Raw genomic sequence first — 17,714 nt, forward strand, 5'->3', positions numbered from 1 at the left:
GGCTTAGAGCACTTCCGCAAGGAAGCGCTGCAGACGCGGGCTCTGCGGGTTGTCGAAGATCGCCTCGGGCGTGCCGGCCTCCACCACACGCCCCTCATCCATGAAGACGACCTGATCGGCGACGCGGCGGGCAAAGCCCATCTCATGCGTAACGACAACCATGGTCATGCCGCGCTTGCCGAGATCGGCCATCAGATTGAGCACACCCTTGACCAGCTCCGGGTCGAGCGCGCTCGTAACCTCGTCGAAGAGAATGACCTCCGGTTCCATGGCGAGCGCGCGGGCAATGGCGACACGCTGTTGCTGGCCGCCCGAGAGGCCGCCGGGCCGGTGATGCTGCCGGCTCGCAAGGCCGACATCGGCAAGGCGCGCCTGCGCGATGCGCTCGGCCTCGGCCTTGGGCAGGCCCTTGATCTTCGTCAGCGAGAGCATGACGTTTTCCAGCGCTGTGTGGTCGGGGAAGAGGTTGAAGTGCTGGAACACCATGCCGACCCGGCGGCGCAGGGTTTCCGGCTTCATGGCGAGGATGCTCTCGCCATCGATAAGAATGTCGCCGCTCTTCGGCTCGACGAGACGGTTGAGCCCGCGCAGCAGTGTCGATTTGCCGGAGCCGGACGGGCCGATGACGCAGGTGACACTGCCCGGTCTCACCGAAAGGTCGACGCCCTTGAGCACATCGAGCTCGCCATAGGCCATGCCGAGATTGCGCACGTCGAGGCTTCCGCCCTTGAAGGCCGCTCCGGAGGTGCGGTTGGCACCATCGAGTTCGCTGACCTCTTCCAGCCCGCTGGTGATAACCGCCGGTCGCTGCTTGCCGATCCGCAGGCGGTTGTCGATGGCGTTGACGACATGAGTGAGCGGCACGGTGACGATGAGATAGAAGATCCCGGCCAAGAGCAGCGGCGAAAGGTTGCCGGTGACGACAGCCTGATCCTGCCCGACGCGAAAGATCTCGCGCTCGGAGGCCAGCAGGCCAAGGAAATAGACCAGGCTCGAATCCTTGACGTTGCCGATGAACTGGTTGACGAGGGCCGGCAGCACGCGGCGCACCCCCTGCGGCACGACAATGAGCCGCATGCCCTGCCCGTAGCTCATCGACAGCGCCCGGCAAGCTTCCATCTGGCCGCGGTCGACGCTCTGGATGCCCGAGCGGAAGATCTCGCCGATATAGGCGCCGGCAATCAGGCTGAGCGCCAGGATGCCGAGCGGATAGGGCGACGGGCCGAAAAGTTCACGGCCGATGCGGGCAAACCCCTGCCCGATCAGCAGGATCGTGACGATGGCAGGCAGGCCGCGGAAGACGTCCGTGTAGAGGCGTGCGGGGATGCGCAGCCAGGGTGACCTGGAAATGCCCATGATGGCGAGCACCATGCCGATGACGACGCCCAGCACAGTCGAGGCCGCCGCAAGGATAAGCGTGTTCTTCAGGCCGACTGTGATCATGGTCGGCAGCACTTCGGCCATCGCGTTCCAGTCGAGGAAGCTGCGGCGCAGATTTTCAAGCCAGTTCATCAGGAGGTCCCTTGAAAAAAAGACCGGTCCGACCGGAGAGGCCGGACCGGCAAGGCGGCATCACTGCTTGGGAAGATAGGAATCCGGCATCGGCGTTCCGGGGAACCACTTTTCGTGCAGGGTCTTCCAGGTGCCGTCTTGCATGGCGGCCTGAAGACCTTTGTTCAGCGCCTCGCGCAGGGCGTCATTGCCCTTGCGGACGACAAAGCCGGCCGGCGCGTCGAAGCTCGGGATGTTGACGGCGACCTTCAGTTCGGGATAGCGCGCCGAGTAATCCTTTGCCGCCTCGTAGTCGAGGAAATGCGCATCGACCGTGCCGTTGTTCAGCGCGGAAACGGCAGAGTTGTTGTCCGGGAATTTCACCAGATCGGCCCCAGTGAAATTCTTTTCGGCATAGATTTCCTGCAAGGTGCCCTGCACGACGCCAAGGCGCTTGCCCTTGAGGCCGGCCGCATCGGTGATGCCGGCATCCGGCGTCATCACGGTCAGGAAGCCCGCGAGATAGCCGTCGGAGAAATCGACGGTCTCCTTGCGCTTGTCCGTCGTACCGATCGCGGCGGCGGCGACGTCGAAGCGGCTGTTGGCGACCGACGGCATCAGCGCGGAGAACTCCTGACCGGTGAAGATCACCTGTTCTTTTTTGAAGCCGAGTCGCTCGGCGACGTTGAGAAATAGTTCGATATCAAAGCCTGTAAAGCTGCCGTCAGCGGTGGTGAAGGCATAGGGCTTGGCGTCGCCCATCGTACCGACGCTGATGACGGCGGGATCGATAAGGCCAAGCGGATTGTCCTCGGCGAAAGCCGGCGTCGTTGCGCCGGCCAGCGCGCCAAGGGCAACGGCGAAGCCGCCGGCACGCATTCGAACGAATGGGCGTTTGAGAGCTTCAATAAATCGCATTTCGTTGGTCTCCTCTGGTGGTGTCTGCGATGTCTCCAAGACGCAGGAAATCTCATCCGGACGGCGGCATGGGGCCACGCGTCCAGCCGATGCGCCTCGCATGCTGGAATTTGTGCTTCTTATTCATTGAGACCGGTCTCAATATAAAAGAGACCGGTCTCTTTGGCTTTTGACGATTGTTATCTTCGCATTTGCCAGTCGTCAATATCTCTTGTAAGGCTACCGTTCATGGATCAGAGCCCACCGCGAAACACCTCCGTCACCGTTGCCGACGTTGCGCATAAAGCCGGCGTCTCGAAGGCGACCGCCGCACGCGTTCTGGGCGGCTATGGAACTGTCAGCGACCGGGTACGCGAGGCCGTTACCGCCGCTGCACGCGCGCTCGATTACCGACCGAACGAACTCGCCCGCAGCATGACGACGGGCCGCTCTGGCACGATCGGCGTCGTAGTCGGCGATATCGAGAACCCGTTCTTCAGCCTCGCCGTGCGCGGCATCACCGACGTTGCCCGGCAAGCGGGCTTCACCGTCATCCTCATCAATTCGGGCGAAGACGTCGGCGCGGAAAAGGCGGCGATCAGAACCTTGCTTGCAAAGCGCGTCGACGGCCTCATCGTCTCGCCGGCCAAGGAGAGCGATGTCGAGCATCTGCGCGAAGCCGCCCGCTCCGGCCTGCCGCTCGCGTTGCTGGATCGCGGCAGCGACGCACTCGACGTCGATACCGTCATCGCCGACGACCGCCACGCTGCTGAGGGCATTACCCGCCGGCTCGTCTCGCTTGGTCATCACCGCATCGCTTATCTCACCGCCTGCGATACGCCCGATCACCGCTTCCATGCGGCGGGAGACATCAATACCGGCTCGGTGCGCCGGCGCATCGAAGGGTTTCTCGGCGTCTGTCGCGAAGCTGGCCTGATTGGCATGGAGGATTGGGTGCATGTCGGCGCCGCGACGCCGGAACAAACGCATCGCATCGTCACCGCAATGCTGCAATCGGCACAACGCCCGACGGCCATCATCGCGTCGGACAGCGTCATAGGCCTTGAAGTGTTCAAGGTTTGCCGTGACCTTGGGCTCAGCATTCCGGACGACCTGTCGCTGGTCTCGTTTCACGATGCGGACTGGACGTCCGTCACGACGCCGCCCGTTACCGTCGTGCGCCAGCCCGTCTATGGCCTCGGCGAGACGGCGGCCAAGCTGCTGGTCGAACGACTAAACGGGAAGGGCGGCGAGGCCAGCCGCATCGTCCTGCGCACCGAAGTCGTCGATCGTGCCTCCATCGCCGACGCTCCCGTATAACATCGAGACATCCTCAGAACTGTACCGCGAGCCGCAGGGCATCCAACATGGCGGCATGCACCGACCGGCTGCTGACGGCGTCGCCGAGCCGATGCAACTCGAAGCCGGCGGGCGGCCGCGCGCGCAAAGGCGCGGCGCCCAGCAGGCTTTCGACCGACGTGGCGCCATCATTTGCCGAGAGCGGGCGCAGTTCCGCGAAAAGGTCGTTCACCGGCACGGTGCCATGCTCGACAATGACCTGTGCGTGGGTCTCGAGCATTTCCCGGCCAGTCAGCAGGTGGCGCAACACCACCTCGCGTCGCCCCTCCCGCACGCTCACCGACACCAATTCGTATTCTAGCAGCACCCGAACATCCCGTTCGGCGAGCGCCTTGCGATAGGTGATGCTCGAATGGTGCTCCATTTCCGGCGCGACGGAGGGGTCGCGGGCAACGAATGTCACCCTCTTTCCCGCGGAGGCAATTTCCGCGGCAGCCGAGGGTGCGGGATGGCGTCCGGTCGCGTCGTAGATCAGCACCTCGTCAGCGATCTGCATTGGATTGCCGAGCGCATCGGAGACACTGAGGCAAAGGTCGCTGCCTGCGACCGGACCAAAATCCGGAATGCCGCCGGTGGCGACGAAAACCAAGTCGGGTTGTTCGGCAAGAACCTCGGCCGCCTCCGCGTACACATTCAGCCGAACGTCGACGCCGAGCCGCTCCAGTTCGGCGGCGCGCCAGTCGACGATGCCGATCAGGGCGCGACGAAGCCTGGTTCTCGCGGCCAGCACCAGCTGCCCGCCAAGCCGATCGGCCGCCTCCAGCAGTACAACCCGGTGTCCCCGCGCAGCAAGCACCCGCGCCGCCTCCAGCCCCGCCGGTCCGCCCCCGACGACGACTGCCTTTCGTCCCGCCTGCGGCGAGCGCTCGATCACCTGCGGCAGCCAGGTGTCACGACCTGTCGCCGGATTGTGGATGCAATGCACCGGGCGATAGAGGCAGTGCGAAGCGCCCACGCAGGGGCGGATTTCCTGTTCCCGGCCTGCTCGCAGCTTGTTGACGATCTGGGGGTCGGCCATGTGCGCCCGCGTCATGCCGACCATATCGACCAGCGCTGCTTCGACCGCGTAACGCGCCGTCGCGACATCGGCAATCTTCGCGGCGTGGAAGACCGGAAGATCCGTCTGCGCCTTGAACGATCCGACCTGATGCAGCCACGGCGCGGAGACGGCCGTCATGTCGGGAATGTTGTAGACGAGCAGGTTGAGACGCGTGTCGAACCGGCCGAAAATACAGTTGAAGAAATCGACCAGCCCTTCCCGCTCCAGCCTGTTGGCAACCGTAACTGCCTCGGCGAAGCTCAAGCCGTCCTTGTGGTCCTCATCGATCGTGTAGCGGATGCCCACCGGATAATCGCTTCCGACCTCTCGGCGGATCTCCTCGTGGACCATGCGCAGGAAGCGCATGCGGTTTTCCAAGGAGCCGCCGAACTCATCCGTGCGGCGATTGACCATCGGCGACAGGAATTGCCCAATCAAATGGCCGCCGGTCATCGTCTCGATGCCGTCAAGCCCGCCCTCCCGCGCGCGCCGCGCTGACTGGCCGAAGTCGCGCACGATGCGCGCGATGTCGTGGCGGTCCATTTCATGGGCAAAGCTGCGGTTATAGTCCTCCCGCGAATGGGAGGGGCCGAGCGCGGGAAGCCAGGCGCCGACAGTGGCGTTGGCACGCCGGCCGACATGGGAGATCTGGCACATCAGCGCCGCGCCATGGCGATGGACGCGTTCGGAGAAGGCGCGGAACACCGGGACGACCGCATCGCTCGACACGTCGAGCTGCGTGCCACCCCAGCTTGTATCGGCGGAAATGCGCGCCGAGCCGCCGAACATCGTCAGCGCGAGCCCGCCCTTGGCCTTTTCCTCGTGATAGCGCTGATAGGCGTCGAGCGGAAGGCCGCCCTCGTCGAGGGCGGTCTCGTGGCTGGTGCTCATGATCCGGTTGCGCAGGGTGAGCCGGCCAACCTGCAACGGCCGCAGCAGCGGATCGGCCCTTCCTGCTGGCGCAACGGCTGGATTTTCCTCCTCCATGCCCGCACCGCCTAAGCCGGACCGAGGGCCTTGCGCATGGCCTCGATGCACTGTTTCAGGGGCGGGGTGGGATCGACATTGTATTTCCAGTTGGTCAGTTCGATCGTCAGCGAGCCCTCGTAATTCTGGCTGCGCAGATAGGCGGTAAGTTCGTCGAGGTCGATGATACCGTCGCCCCAGGCGAGATGACTGCCACCGGCATCGGAATCTGTGAAATGCACATGCGCGACGCGGCCGGCGAGATGGGTAAAATAATCCTGAGGCGTCTCATGGGTCATCACCGCGCCTGCCACGTCATAGACCGCATACAGCGCGGGGCTGTTCAGCGTGTCCATCAGGTTGCGGATTTCCCTGGCCGAGCGGATGATGTTGGCAAAGGAATCCGGCAGTGATTCCATCCAGAGATCGATGCCGAGTTTTTGCGCGCGGTCGCAGAGCAGGCCCATGGAATCGACACAGCGCTCCAGCGCCTGTTCCGCAGGCTCGTCGCGGTAACCGCCGCCTGCCGTCACGAGAAGTGCCGGAGCACCGCATTCGGTGGCGAATTCCATGGATTCCAGGAAATAGCGCACCGAACGGTCGCGCAGCTCCGCTTCCTTCGCTGAGATGTTGATCGGATAGATGCACTGCTCCGGCGTGAGGGCGACGATATCGAGGCCCATGCCCCGCACTTTTCGTCCCAGCGCCCGCGCATCGGCCAGCGTCTTGTCACCGATATAGAAATGCGGCGCGGCGGCCCAAAGCTCGATGCGAGAGACGCCGGCCTCGCAGACATCGGCCAGAAACCGATCCATCGTATGCCGGACATAGTGGAAATTCATCACGCTGATATTACGTTCATCCAGTGCCATGTCTCTACTCCTCCAATGGTTGCCTGTATAAAAGAATTCTCAAGTATTGTGAGAACGTTCTCTCATGATTTCGTACAAATTCGTGTATTGTTGCTAGGCTAAGGCGTCCTGAGACCGAATTCGGTCATTGTCTCCTGGATGAAGGCGGCGACCTGCGTCGCAGCCTCATCCGGCGTCCAGCCGAGATGTCGCGCCGCCAGTTTGGCAGCCGTTTCCGCATAGCGTCGACCGAGATCCGCCTCCCAGCCAACGGAGAGGCGGCGGCGAAGGATGTCCGAGAGCGTGCATGCCTGCTCGTTGAGGACGGCATGGGCGACCGAGGCTTCGGTGACACAATGCAAATCCGGGTGGGGCGGCAAAGGCAGGTCCAGCGGGCGTGGCGAGCCGGACGGCTTCAGCCGGCGGGCAACGGCGCGCCTCAGCCGCCGCCCGGCGTCGCGATGGGTCATCAGCAGCCCGCCGGTGAAAGTGAAGACATTCGGCAGGCCTTCGTCGGTGAGGTCATGCTCGCGAACAGCGGGCGCGGAGCCCCTGCCGTCCTTGGCAAGACTCCGCGGCCGCACGCCCGCCCATGCATAGAGCACATCCTCGCGCGTCAGCCCGAAGCCCGGGAACAGGCGGCCGATCTGATCTAGGATGGCCGCAATCTCGGCCTCCGTAACGCGAAAACCTTCCGGCCTGCCGTCCGAGATAGAATCCCAGGGCCCGGCATAATGAAGTTCGCCCCAAGGGATCAAATAGAAGGGCGCGCCGGCCGCAGTCACGGTCTCGAAACCGATGCCGCGCAGGCTTCCTGGTAGCCGAACGACGATATTCGTGCCCTTTTCGCCGGTATTCTTGCGAAGATGCGGCGCCCCGGCCAGAGCGGTGATCTCGTCGACCCAGACGCCGGCGCAATTGACGACGGCGCGCGCGAGAACGTCGCGCGAGCCCTTGGCTGCCTCCAGTGTAATCCGCCAGAAGTCGCCCTCCCGCGCCAGCCCCGTCACCGCCGTATGGTTCAGCGCCTCCATGCCGATCGCCCGGGCCTTCATGATCGTATCGACAACGATGCGCTCCGGCCAATGATACTGGTATTCGGTGAAAGTCATCGCTCCGCCGATATCCTGCAACCCCGCCATGCCCTGAAGCCCCGGATGCGCCCGCGCTTCCGCGGCAGACAGAATGCGAAGGTCGAGCGGTACCCGGCCGCCGTCGCTGGCCGTCATCAGGCGAAAGGCAAGCCGGGCCTTCCAACGGGGAATGGCGTTTTCCGGAGTTAGCGGAACGATGAAGGTGACGGGCTTTACCCGCTCGGGCGCCAGGCGCACAAACTCCGCCCGCCCCTGCATCGCGCGGCGCATCAGGCTGAGGCACTCGATGGCGCTGCGCGGATGGGCGAGAAAGGTGGCGATCGAGCCGCTGGCGGCCGAGAGATAGCCGAGCCCGCAATGCTGCAGGCGCGAGGTTCTGCTGGATGTGCCCGCACCATAGTCATCGCGCTCTACCAGCAACGTGCGATATCCGGCCGCCGCCAAGTGCTGCCCTGCCGATGCGGCGATGATGCCGCCGCCGACTACGAGCGTGTCGTAGACACCGCTCACGCTCACCTCCCCGCCATCGCCACAGCGACAGATTTTCACACCGAACGTGAGAACGTTCGCAAAATTTTGCCGATGGTGTCAAGACCGCTTGACGGCAAAGCCGGCGCTATAATACGTATTATAACGTCATATAGAAAGGCTCACCCATGTCCCTCCCTTCTGCCTTCGATGCCGGCGTCGTTGCCGCGCTCTCCGCGCTTGACGCGAAATCGGTGAAGCATGTGTTCTTCGTCGCCTGCGGCGGCTCGCTGTCGATCATGCATCCGGCAAAGTTCCTGCTCGACCAGCATTCACCGCTGCCCTCGGATGTCTACAACGCCGCCGAGTTCGTCTCCCGCGCGCCGCGTGCGCTCGACAAGAAATCGCTGGTTATTCTCTGCTCGATGACCGGCACCACTAAGGAAACCGCCGCCGCGGCCGAGTTCGCCCGTTCGAAGGGGGCCAAGACCATCGGCCTGACGGTCGAGCCCGCCTCGCCGCTCGCCAGGGCGGTCGACCATGTCGTCGGCTTCGAAGCGCCCTACACGACCGGCGTGCCGATCGATGCCAAGGACAGCAACTATTCGCGGATCTACCAGATCGTCATGGGCCTCGTGGCGCTGACCGGAGGCGAAGACCTGACCGGGACGCTGATCGGCAGCCTTGCCGCCCTGCAGCCGGCGATCGATCGGGCGCATGCAACCTTCGCGCCGATGTTTGAGGACTACGCGCCACGCTTTGCCAAGGAGGACGTGATCTATACCGTCGCCAGCGGCGCGAGCTACGGCGCGGCCTATTCCTTCGCCATCTGCGTGCTCATGGAAATGCAGTGGATCAACAGCCAGGCGATCCACGCCAACGAGTTCTTCCACGGCCCCTTCGAGGTGCTGGACAAGGACCGCGCCTTCATCCTCCTGAAGGGCGTCGACAGCACGCGGCCGCTCGAACAGCGCGCCGACGAATTCCTGCACCGCTTCGGCTCGGCCGAGAACATCCTGGTTCTCGATGGCGAAAAGCTGGATCTCTCCGGCATCGACCCGCAATTCCGGGGCAATGTCGTGCCGCTGATCTTCTTCGACACGCTCTGGCGTTTCGCCTATAAGATCGCCGACCTGCGCAAGCACGAAATGCTGGAAGCGCGGCGCTACATGAAAAAGATCAGCTACTGAGAAAGCCTGGAAGAGCGGATGGAAGACCAAGCGAATCTCTTGCCGCTCTATGAACAGGTCCGGCGCGCGATCCTCGCCGGCATCGATGCCGGCGAGTTCGCCGAGGGCAGCTTCCTGCCTCCGGAACCGGAGTTGATGGCGCGTTATGAGGTCAGCCGGATCACCCTCAGGCGCGCCATCGGAGAGCTTTGCGCCGATGGCCGCCTGCAGCGGCAGCAGGGCCGCGGCACGATCGTCATGCCGGCCAAGGTACGCCAGACCCTGGTCTCTCTGTCAGGCTTTTCCGAGACCATGGATGGGTTCGGCCGGAGGGCCGGCCACCGCATCCTCTCGCGTTCCGACAATCCGGACGCCCCGGCCATCCGGGCCCGGCTGCAGGCCGAAGCACTGATCCGCTTCGACAGGCTGCTGGAGGATAACGGCCGGCCGATGACGCTTGAAACGCTCTGGTTCGATGCGCTGCGCTTTCCCGACGTGATCGAGCCGGTCGCCGCCGGCGGTTCCTTCTTCGCGGCGCTGCGCGAAAAAGCCGGCATCGAGCCGGCTCATGCCGAGCGGCAGATCGATGTCGCCCTTGCCACCGCCGGCGAGCGCTCCATCCTTGCCGTCAGCGCCGCCCAGCCCGTTTATCGCATCGAAAAGATCGTCACCGATGCCGAGGGCCGACCGCTCGCGCTGTCGCAGCTCGTCACCCCCAGCCATCTGGTCACCTACACGATCAAGATCTGAAAGGTTCGACATGCATGTTTTCGACGCCGCTGCCGTTCACGCGGCGCTTCCCTGGCCGCATCTGATCGCAGCCCTGCGCAAGGCGCATCTCGGCGGCATGCCTGCTTCCGAGGTCGTGGTGCAATCCGATCCCGCCGGCGGCGAGGCACAGTTCGTCACCCTGCCCGGCTGGGCGTTCGGCGGCCCGATCGTCGTGAAAATGGTCGGCATCTTTCCGCAGAATGCGAATCTCGAGCCGCCGCAGCCCGCCGTTCAGGGACTGGTAGCGCTGTTTGACGGCAAGACCGGCGGACCGCTGCTGGTCGCCGACGGCGCGGCCATGACGGCGCGCAAGACCGCCGCCGACTCCGCCCTTGGCGCCGCCATTCTCGCCCGCGAGGATGTGGAAGACCTGCTGATCGTCGGGGCCGGCGCTCTCGCGCCGCATTTTGCCGAAGCACATCTGACCGCCCGGCCGTCGTTGCGGAGGGTCACGATTTGGAACCGCACGTCCGCCCGCGCCGAAGCCGTGGCGGCCGAGCTTCGGGCAACGGGTATCGACGTGACGGTAACCGACGATCTCGACGGCGCCGTCGCCCGCGCCGATATCGTGTCCTGCGTGACAATGTCGGATACAGCACTGGTCAAGGGCGCGCTCCTGCGGCCCGGCACCCATCTCGATCTTGTCGGCGCTTACCTGCCCACGCTTCGGGAGGCGGATGATGCAGCCCTTGTGCGCGGCACGATCTTCGTCGACAGCCGCAACAACATGAAAGGCGGCGGCGACCTTTCGCAGGCCGTCGCATCGGGCGCCATCACCTGGGACGCCGTGAAGGCCGATCTTTTCGAACTCGCGCAGGGAAAAAGAGAAGGCCGTACCGGCGCCGGCCAGATCACCGTGTTCAAGAACAACGGCGGTGCCCATCTCGACCTTTTCACGGCATCCGCGCTTTCGCAGACACGCGGTTGAGGTCCTATGGCTGACGCTTTTACGCGTCAGCCAGGACGCGCGCCAGGAACGCCCGCGTGCGGTCATGCTGCGGGCGCGTCAGCACGTCCGCCGGCCGGCCTTCTTCCACGATCACCCCGCCATCCATGAAGATCAGATGGTCGGCCACATCGCGCGCAAAACCCATTTCATGAGTGACGACAACCATGGTCATGCCGTCGTCAGCGAGCTGGCGCATGACGGCCAGGACCTCACCGACAAGCTCCGGGTCTAGCGCCGAGGTCGGCTCGTCGAACAGCATTACATCCGGCTTCATCGCCAGCGAACGGGCGATTGCCGCGCGCTGCTGCTGCCCGCCGGAAAGCTGGGAGGGATAATAGCTCGCCCGCTCCTTCATGCCGACGCGCTCCAGAAGTACCATCGCCTCCTGGACTGCCGTCGCCCGCGGAACGCGTTTGACGAGAACCGGGGCCTCGATGACGTTTTCGAGCACGGTCTTGTGCGGAAACAGATGGAAGCCCTGGAACACCATACCCATGCGCTGGCGCTGGCGGGCCAGTTCGTTGAAGCTCATTTCATAGAGCTTGTCGCCCTTCCAGCGCACGCCGACGGGCTCGCCATTGAGGAAGATGGCGCCGCCCGTGGGCTTTTCGAGATAGTTCAGGCAGCGAAGCAGCGTGCTCTTGCCGGAACCGGAAGGGCCGACGATGCAGGTCACGTCGCCGCGCATCACCGCGACATCGATGCCGCGCAACACTTCATGGGCGCCGAAACTCTTGCGCAGGCGCTCGACCTTCAGCAGCGGTTCGATCATCATCTCGGCGTTCATCCCTGGGCCTCCCGTTGGCGCGCGAACAGGCGGAACATGCCGCCGGATTTCTTCTCACCCGCGCGATGTTCGGATTTCAATCGATGCTCGACAGCATGTTCCACGGCCGTCAGGATGGTGGTGAGCACGAGATACCAGATGGTCGCGACCAAAAGCAGCGGCACGGTCTGGTAGGTGCGCGCATAGACCATCTGCGCGGAATAGAGCAGATCGGGCAGCGCCAGCACGGAAACGAGCGAGGTGAATTTCAGCATCGAGATCGTATCGTTGCCGATCGGCGGAATGACGATGCGCAGCGCCTGCGGCAGCACGATACGGCGAAGCGCCTGGCCGCGCGTCAGCCCAAGCGTCGCGGCGGCCTCCGTCTGGCCGGTATTGATCGCCTGAATGCCGGCGCGGATCATTTCGGCGGCATAGGCGCTTTCGGTGAAGGCCAGGCCCATGATGGCGGCGCTGAACGGCGTGATGAGTTCATTGGTATTCCAGGAGATGAGCTTCGGCCCGCCGAACGGAATACCGATCGAGATCTCCGGCAGGAGAAGTGCCAGATTGTACCAGAAGATCATCTGCACCAGCGGCGGCACGCCACGGAAAAACCAGATCCAGCCCCAGCTCACCGACTGGAAGACGCTGCTGGCCGACAGGCGCATGATGGCCAGCACGACGCCGATCGCCAGCCCCAGCACCATGGCGAGCGCCGTCAGGAGCAGCGTCATGCCGAGACCGGAAAGGATCGCCGGGTTGAACATATACTCGGCGACGACGCTCCACTGCATGTTCTTGTTGGTGACGAGCACCTGAAGGAAGACGACGGCGAGGATCGCAAGCGCCACGCCGCCGATCCAGTGGCCGACCTTTGGCACCGCAATGGGCTTCACATCATGGATGGAGGGGCGCGAAAGTGGTTCTTCAGACATCGTCATTCCTAGCTGCCCGCTTCGGGCCTGTCCGATCCGGCCCGAAGCGGGCTTCGGGCCGGAATGGTTTTGCATGCGGCAAAACGGTGCCTCACAGATCGGCCGGATGCTCTTCCGTGATCAGCAGCGCCTTGCTCAGCATGCCGCTGTCGTTGAGGCCCCACTTGGCCATGATCTTCTCATAGGTGCCGTCGTCGATCATCGACTGGATCGCATCCGTCAGCACTTGGCCGAGCGGATCGCCCTTGCGCACGCCAATGCAGCTATTGACCGGCGACAGGACCAGATCGGACACCTTCAGGTCGCCGGTCTGTTTAGCCATATAGGCAAGCTTCACCGATCCGCCCACCGTCGCCTGCGCCCGGTTGGAGCGCACGGCAAGCTCCGCCTGCGCCTGCGTGCCATGCGTCTGCATGACGACCGGCTTGTCCTTGCACTCATTGGCGTTCAGTTTTTCAAGAAGGCCGATGTCCCAGGAGCCGTTCAGGACGGCGATCGTCAGCCCGCAGGCATCCTCTGCCGACTTGATGTCGAGCGTGCTGTCTTTCGGATAGGCAAAGGAGGTGCCGATGCGGCGCTGGGAAACGAAGTCGAGCGTCTTCAGGCGCTCCGCCGTCGTACCGAAGGACGAGAAGCCGGCATCGAAACGCTTGGACTGCAGGCCCGGAATGATGGCGTCGAAGCTCGTGCCCTCGAAGGTGAAGGTCACGCCGAGGCGCTGTTCCATCTCCTTGGCGATGTCGACGCTCCAGCCCTTGAGCTGGCCATCGGCATCCTGGTACTCGTCCGGCGCCCAATCGTTGAAGACCGCGGCCTTGATGCCGTTGTCCTTGTATTCCTGCGGCAGCGCATCGTGCAGCGCGGGAATGACATCGGCCAGCGCCGGCATCGCCAGCGCGGCGCTCAGCACACATCCGGCCAGAATGGATTTAAACATGACGACCTCCTTGTTGTAGCGAACCCGGCGGGCTCGGACTTCCGTTCTCTGGTTCCCCTTGAAAAATTAACGAGAACGTTCTCACATATGAGACACGGAGATTGCCCTGCCGTCAAGCGCCGTATTATCAAGACATCGCGCTCAAAGCCTTTGAAAACCCCCGTCGATCTGCTAACACCCATAAAGAGTTGCCGATTTTTCCCGACGAGACATGAAAAGATTCTCAGTTCGGCAGATCAGTTTGTGAGAGGAATGGCCACGTGGCTCCGAAAAGCAAGGCAACGATCACAGAGGTTGCACGGGCGGCGGGTGTTTCCACGGCTACTGCAGGACGCGTGCTCGGCGGCTACGGCTACACCAGCGATGACAAGAAGGAACAGGTTCTCAAGGCGGCCCAAAGCCTCGGCTATCGCCCCAATGCGCTGGCCCGTAGCCTCATCACCGGCAAGACCCGCACGCTCGGCGTCGTCGCCGGCGATATTCAGAACCCGTTCTACGCCTCTGTTTTGCGCGGCATTTCCAACGTCGCGGAAGCCAACGGCTTCGGCCTGTTGATTACCAACAGCGATGAGGCGCAGCCCAAGGAGGTTCACTCGGTCGAGCTTCTGACGCAAAAACAGGTGGACGGACTGATCGTCACGCCGAGCGATACGCGCAAGGCGCGGCATTTGCATAGTCTCAAGGCTATGGGCGTTCCACTCGTGCTGATCGACCGCGCCGTTGCGGGCCTGATGGTCGATCGCGTCGCGACTGACAACATAGCCGCATCAGAGCAGGCCGTGCGCCATTTGATCGCCGCCGGCCATCGCCGGATCGGCATCGTGGCGGAACTCGCGGACGAAGAGAGCGGCGGGCTGGAGACCTTCCTCGCCCGCGCCGTCGCCGGCGACCCTATCGAAAGCGAGACGCTCTATCCGAGCTGGCAGCGCCTCCTGGGCTACGTGCGCGCGCATCGGATCGAAGGCCTGCCCGTGGACCCTAGCCTTACTTTGCGGGCCGGTAGCTATTCCACCTTGGCCGCACAGGCCGTCGTACCGCGCCTGATGACAAGCCCAGAGCCGCCAACGGCGCTGTTCACCACGGACGGCACCATGTCGGAAGGCACCATGCGGGCGCTCGCCGAGTTGAAGCTCTCCATCCCGCAGGATCTGTCGATCATTTGCTTCGACGATCTCGACTGGATGAGTTTCCACCGTCCCGGCATCACCACCGTCGCACAGCCACGGCTTGCCATGGGCGAGGCCGCCGCGCGGATGCTGCTGGAGCGCATCCGCGGCGAGGACTATCCGCCGCGCACCGTGCTGATGCCTGCGGAATTGATCGAACGCGGCTCGGTTGCGCAGCTCTGATTTCCGGGCGGAACATTCCTCCCCGCAAGCCGAACGCGAGGGCTTATTGCCTGTTATTTTTCCATACCGTTCTCGCGGCAATGCCGACGGCCACCGTCACCAGGCCTGGCCGTTTCCTCCATATTTCATCATCGCTCCTGATATCCGGCGCGCGCGGCGCACGAAATCGGTTGCCTTTTTCAGCTCGATCCTTTAACTGAGAACGTTCTCAGTTTGATTCTCAGGAGAGCTTACCCGATGCCGCGTCCCGCCAGAATTCTCGCCTTCGGCGACAATGTCGTCGACTGCTACCGCGACCAGAACTTGATGTTTCCCGGCGGGAACTGCGTCAATCATGCCGTCTTAGCACGCCGCGCCGGCGCCGAAACCGCCTATGCCGGCGCGGTCTGCGATGACGATGCCGGCCGCCTGATCCGCCGGGCGCTGACCGAGGAAGGCGTGGATGTCTCGTCGCTGCGGGTTGAGCCGGGGCAGACAGCCTATTGCGTGATCGAGACGCGGGACGGCGACCGGGTCTTCGTGGGCGCCAATCTCGGCGTCTCGATCATCGCGCCGACAAGGACAGATCTGACGCGGCTTTCAGATTTCGATGCCCTTCACACCGGCCGGTCGAGCCATGTGGACGCCTGGCTGCCGCGCTTTGCCGAGGGGACGAAAATCTCGTACGATCTCGCCACGGTGCACGATCCTGACCGCATCGCACGGGTGGCTCCGCACTGCTTCCTGATCGCCTTCTCCGCCAGCGACGCGTCCCGTGAAGATTCGTTCGCGCTGGCCGAACGCGCGCGCATGGCGGGCGCCTGCTGGAGCCTCGTCACCCGTGGTATCGAAGGCGCTATTCTCGCCGGCGACAGTGGCATCGTCGAAGTCCCGGCTAAACAGGTCGACCCCATCGACACGCTGGGAGCCGGCGACACCTACATCGCCAACGTCCTCGTCGGCCTGCTCGATGGCCTCCAGCCCGAACTCATCCTGACAAAAGCCGCAGAAGCCGCCGCGCAAACCTGCCTGATGCGCGGCGCCTTCGGCCACGCTGCCCCGATGAGCATCGACCTTTCAAACATGATGAGCCTGGAAGAGGTCTATCGCACCACCCGCCCTGCGGAGGCGCCTCAGGAAGCCTGAGAGCAGGTGCCGGCCTTCGCAAGTTGGTTAGGCAACGGGATCATCGGGCACCCTTTCCAAAGCTCTTGAAAGGATTGGAACCGCAAACCCGTGCCTGGGGTTTCGCTAAGCGTTTGAAATTACGCAATGTGATGCAGCAAATTGTTGGTTCGGCATAAAGGTAATTTAGGGACCTGATCCACAAATCGTGTAGCGCCGGCTTTACGCAAGGCTGCAGCCGCCAATTGTTGTGCGGGAAACGCAACACGCTCGCCGAGAGCTGCTCATACGATCCCGTCACTCTGCTTTAGACCATCAGCCTCAGGTTCGCGGTTCCGCCGAGATCGAGCTCAAGGCGTAGACGGCCCATGCCGGGAAGATCAATGCTATAGTCCGCCAGTGCAAGATAGTCGCCCTTGACCTGATCGCCTTCCAAAAACATGCGTGTTTTAATGTAAACGTCGACCGCAACATCCAAGTCGATCGGCACGGCGGCTCCGAACATCGGTGGAAGCTTTGTACCCTTCGCAACCATGTATTCGCTGCTACACTCGAAAACACTCGGTGCGTCGGGATCCCGGGAAAGGAACTTTTCATTGGTCGAAAAGCCCATACGATCCATGCCGATCAGCCTCATCGACTCTTCGTTATTTTTAGTCGCGCCCGTGAATTTGACAAATGCCTTGATACGGCCGTCTGCGTCTCGAGTGACAGTGCCCTCCCCGACCCTCAACTCGAAATTCTGTTGTAGCATTTCGAGCTGTTGATCGAGTTGAGCAAAATTCGGCTTGAGCTGCACGGTGAGATCCACATCGTTGACGTAGATCCTGAAATCCCAATCCGCCATTTGATACTCGCCGGATCGGATCTCGACCGCTGAACCGAGCCCATCGCCCAGCTTCAGTTTAAGATCATAAGTCACCTTGCAATGTCGTCCCAGGTTTGCCGGAGAGAGGACGTTTTCCAGCTCGTGAAAACGCTGGTCCAGTTCGTCGATTTTCAAGTGTACGATCGGTGCGTGACGCGTGCCGCTCAAAGTCTCGAAAACAAGTGTTTCGAGCCCGTTGGACAAGACGAAGTAGTTGGCGCCGATTTCAGCATGCGCCGCGTAGGAGTGAGCCTGCTCAACGTCGCGCGGGGATATGGCGATATTGGCCGCTTTTGCTTCCACAACGAAGCTGCCGCGGGCACCCTTTAGACCAGCCCGGTAATCAGGAAATCCGATAGGAAGGTCCTTTTTCGGATTTTTCCGGCCGATGTAATAGTAAGGATATTCGAGCTTCTCTTCGAGCTTCAGATAAACATCCTCGCCCCCCACATAGCCTAGCTTTCGAAGCAGAGGATCGAGAATGTGAAAACGTACTTCCGCTTCATTATAGCCGCACACCTCTCCGAGGACTTCCTTTGTGGCAATCATGATAGCGCTCCCCGATGCGGCTGGCTCCTGACAATACAGCTGGGTTGAGTTTGCGGAGTTCTTTTTCGAGGGGTTGGGAAAGGTTTCCACCGATTTTCTGTGCTGCTTAGCATTTGTAACAGAGGATTAGCGGGAATTGCTTCGAGAGG

15 protein-coding genes are annotated in these 17,714 nt (G+C 62.7%); 6 read left to right on the forward strand and 9 right to left on the reverse strand.

Annotation, left to right across the window (positions count from 1 at the left end; all coding sequences use genetic code 11):
* Window positions 1-3: 3 nt before the first annotated feature.
* Window positions 4-1,512, reverse strand: coding sequence for an amino acid ABC transporter permease/ATP-binding protein (locus tag SPHINGO391_RS25320; RefSeq protein WP_024270370.1), 1,509 nt, complete (start codon window positions 1,510-1,512; stop codon window positions 4-6).
* A gap of 60 nt (window positions 1,513-1,572) precedes the next feature.
* Window positions 1,573-2,409, reverse strand: coding sequence for an ABC transporter substrate-binding protein (locus SPHINGO391_RS01550; protein ID WP_023516371.1), 837 nt, complete (start codon window positions 2,407-2,409; stop codon window positions 1,573-1,575).
* Between the two features lie 228 nt (window positions 2,410-2,637).
* Here SPHINGO391_RS01550 and SPHINGO391_RS01555 point away from each other — a divergent pair, with 228 nt between their 5' ends.
* Complete coding sequence (locus SPHINGO391_RS01555; RefSeq protein ID WP_023516372.1) at window positions 2,638-3,708, forward strand: LacI family DNA-binding transcriptional regulator; 1,071 nt, start codon at window positions 2,638-2,640, stop codon at window positions 3,706-3,708.
* A 13-nt stretch (window positions 3,709-3,721) separates the two neighbouring features.
* On the opposite strand, the gene SPHINGO391_RS01560 is transcribed toward SPHINGO391_RS01555, so the two are convergent.
* The 3 genes from SPHINGO391_RS01560 to SPHINGO391_RS01570 form a co-directional block, all read right to left on the reverse strand.
* A complete protein-coding gene (locus SPHINGO391_RS01560; protein WP_023516373.1) occupies window positions 3,722-5,773 on the reverse strand; it encodes an NADH:flavin oxidoreductase in 2,052 nt (683 codons plus the stop codon).
* Window positions 5,774-5,784: 11 nt separating this feature from the next.
* Window positions 5,785-6,624, reverse strand: coding sequence for a TIM barrel protein (locus tag SPHINGO391_RS01565; protein WP_023516374.1), 840 nt, complete (start codon window positions 6,622-6,624; stop codon window positions 5,785-5,787).
* A gap of 98 nt (window positions 6,625-6,722) precedes the next feature.
* Entirely contained in the window at window positions 6,723-8,207 is a 1,485-nt protein-coding gene (locus SPHINGO391_RS01570) for an FAD-dependent oxidoreductase (RefSeq protein WP_023516375.1), read from the reverse strand.
* 146 nt (window positions 8,208-8,353) lie between these two features.
* Here SPHINGO391_RS01570 and SPHINGO391_RS01575 point away from each other — a divergent pair, with 146 nt between their 5' ends.
* The 3 genes from SPHINGO391_RS01575 to SPHINGO391_RS01585 are packed head-to-tail and all read left to right on the forward strand — an operon-like array spanning window position 8,354 to window position 11,033.
* On the forward strand, window positions 8,354-9,355 hold the full coding sequence (locus SPHINGO391_RS01575; RefSeq protein ID WP_023516376.1) for an SIS domain-containing protein: 1,002 nt from the start codon (window positions 8,354-8,356) through the stop codon (window positions 9,353-9,355).
* 18 nt (window positions 9,356-9,373) lie between these two features.
* Window positions 9,374-10,084: a GntR family transcriptional regulator gene (locus SPHINGO391_RS01580; RefSeq protein WP_023516377.1), complete on the forward strand. Its 711-nt coding sequence runs from the start codon at window positions 9,374-9,376 to the stop codon at window positions 10,082-10,084.
* A gap of 10 nt (window positions 10,085-10,094) precedes the next feature.
* On the forward strand, window positions 10,095-11,033 hold the full coding sequence (locus SPHINGO391_RS01585; RefSeq protein ID WP_023516378.1) for an ornithine cyclodeaminase/mu-crystallin: 939 nt from the start codon (window positions 10,095-10,097) through the stop codon (window positions 11,031-11,033).
* A 19-nt stretch (window positions 11,034-11,052) separates the two neighbouring features.
* Here SPHINGO391_RS01585 and SPHINGO391_RS01590 read toward each other — a convergent pair whose 3' ends face one another.
* The 3 genes from SPHINGO391_RS01590 to SPHINGO391_RS01600 all read right to left on the reverse strand — a co-directional run bounded on the left by SPHINGO391_RS01590 (window position 11,053) and on the right by SPHINGO391_RS01600 (window position 13,695).
* Complete coding sequence (locus tag SPHINGO391_RS01590) at window positions 11,053-11,841, reverse strand: amino acid ABC transporter ATP-binding protein (RefSeq protein WP_023516379.1); 789 nt, start codon at window positions 11,839-11,841, stop codon at window positions 11,053-11,055.
* Window positions 11,838-12,758, reverse strand: coding sequence for an amino acid ABC transporter permease (locus SPHINGO391_RS01595; RefSeq protein WP_023516380.1), 921 nt, complete (start codon window positions 12,756-12,758; stop codon window positions 11,838-11,840). The genes SPHINGO391_RS01590 and SPHINGO391_RS01595 overlap by 4 nt, the downstream gene beginning before the upstream one ends.
* A gap of 91 nt (window positions 12,759-12,849) precedes the next feature.
* Window positions 12,850-13,695 (reverse strand): ABC transporter substrate-binding protein, encoded by an 846-nt coding sequence (locus SPHINGO391_RS01600; protein WP_003501639.1) that lies wholly within the window; start codon window positions 13,693-13,695, stop codon window positions 12,850-12,852.
* Between the two features lie 260 nt (window positions 13,696-13,955).
* Between SPHINGO391_RS01600 and SPHINGO391_RS01605 the strand changes: the two genes are divergently transcribed.
* On the forward strand, window positions 13,956-15,044 hold the full coding sequence (locus SPHINGO391_RS01605; RefSeq protein WP_024270369.1) for a LacI family DNA-binding transcriptional regulator: 1,089 nt from the start codon (window positions 13,956-13,958) through the stop codon (window positions 15,042-15,044).
* Window positions 15,045-15,281: 237 nt separating this feature from the next.
* A complete protein-coding gene (locus SPHINGO391_RS01610; RefSeq protein ID WP_024270368.1) occupies window positions 15,282-16,169 on the forward strand; it encodes a PfkB family carbohydrate kinase in 888 nt (295 codons plus the stop codon).
* A 286-nt stretch (window positions 16,170-16,455) separates the two neighbouring features.
* Here SPHINGO391_RS01610 and SPHINGO391_RS01615 read toward each other — a convergent pair whose 3' ends face one another.
* Window positions 16,456-17,565, reverse strand: a complete 1,110-nt coding sequence (locus SPHINGO391_RS01615; RefSeq protein WP_152007240.1) for a type I restriction enzyme HsdR N-terminal domain-containing protein — start codon at window positions 17,563-17,565, stop codon at window positions 16,456-16,458.
* Between the last annotated feature and the right edge of the window lie 149 nt (window positions 17,566-17,714).

Origin of the sequence: Hoeflea sp. EC-HK425 (genome assembly GCF_902498795.1) — a bacterium.
Taxonomy (GTDB): domain Bacteria; phylum Pseudomonadota; class Alphaproteobacteria; order Rhizobiales; family Rhizobiaceae; genus Hoeflea; species Hoeflea alexandrii.

Bases quoted from the DNA above. Each gene is read 5' to 3' on its own strand.
- SPHINGO391_RS01575 (WP_023516376.1), top strand. From the start codon at position 8,354: ATGTCCCTCCCTTCTGCCTTCGATGCCGGCGTCGTTGCCGCGCTCTCC.
- SPHINGO391_RS01565 (WP_023516374.1), bottom strand. From the start codon at position 6,624: ATGGCACTGGATGAACGTAATATCAGCGTGATGAATTTCCACTATGTC.
- SPHINGO391_RS01610 (WP_024270368.1), top strand. From the start codon at position 15,282: ATGCCGCGTCCCGCCAGAATTCTCGCCTTCGGCGACAATGTCGTCGAC.
- SPHINGO391_RS01550 (WP_023516371.1), bottom strand. From the start codon at position 2,409: ATGCGATTTATTGAAGCTCTCAAACGCCCATTCGTTCGAATGCGTGCC.
- SPHINGO391_RS01615 (WP_152007240.1), bottom strand. From the start codon at position 17,565: ATGATTGCCACAAAGGAAGTCCTCGGAGAGGTGTGCGGCTATAATGAA.
- SPHINGO391_RS01580 (WP_023516377.1), top strand. From the start codon at position 9,374: ATGGAAGACCAAGCGAATCTCTTGCCGCTCTATGAACAGGTCCGGCGC.
- SPHINGO391_RS01600 (WP_003501639.1), bottom strand. From the start codon at position 13,695: ATGTTTAAATCCATTCTGGCCGGATGTGTGCTGAGCGCCGCGCTGGCG.
- SPHINGO391_RS25320 (WP_024270370.1), bottom strand. From the start codon at position 1,512: ATGAACTGGCTTGAAAATCTGCGCCGCAGCTTCCTCGACTGGAACGCG.
- SPHINGO391_RS01560 (WP_023516373.1), bottom strand. From the start codon at position 5,773: ATGGAGGAGGAAAATCCAGCCGTTGCGCCAGCAGGAAGGGCCGATCCG.
- SPHINGO391_RS01555 (WP_023516372.1), top strand. From the start codon at position 2,638: ATGGATCAGAGCCCACCGCGAAACACCTCCGTCACCGTTGCCGACGTT.
- SPHINGO391_RS01590 (WP_023516379.1), bottom strand. From the start codon at position 11,841: ATGAACGCCGAGATGATGATCGAACCGCTGCTGAAGGTCGAGCGCCTG.
- SPHINGO391_RS01585 (WP_023516378.1), top strand. From the start codon at position 10,095: ATGCATGTTTTCGACGCCGCTGCCGTTCACGCGGCGCTTCCCTGGCCG.
- SPHINGO391_RS01595 (WP_023516380.1), bottom strand. From the start codon at position 12,758: ATGTCTGAAGAACCACTTTCGCGCCCCTCCATCCATGATGTGAAGCCC.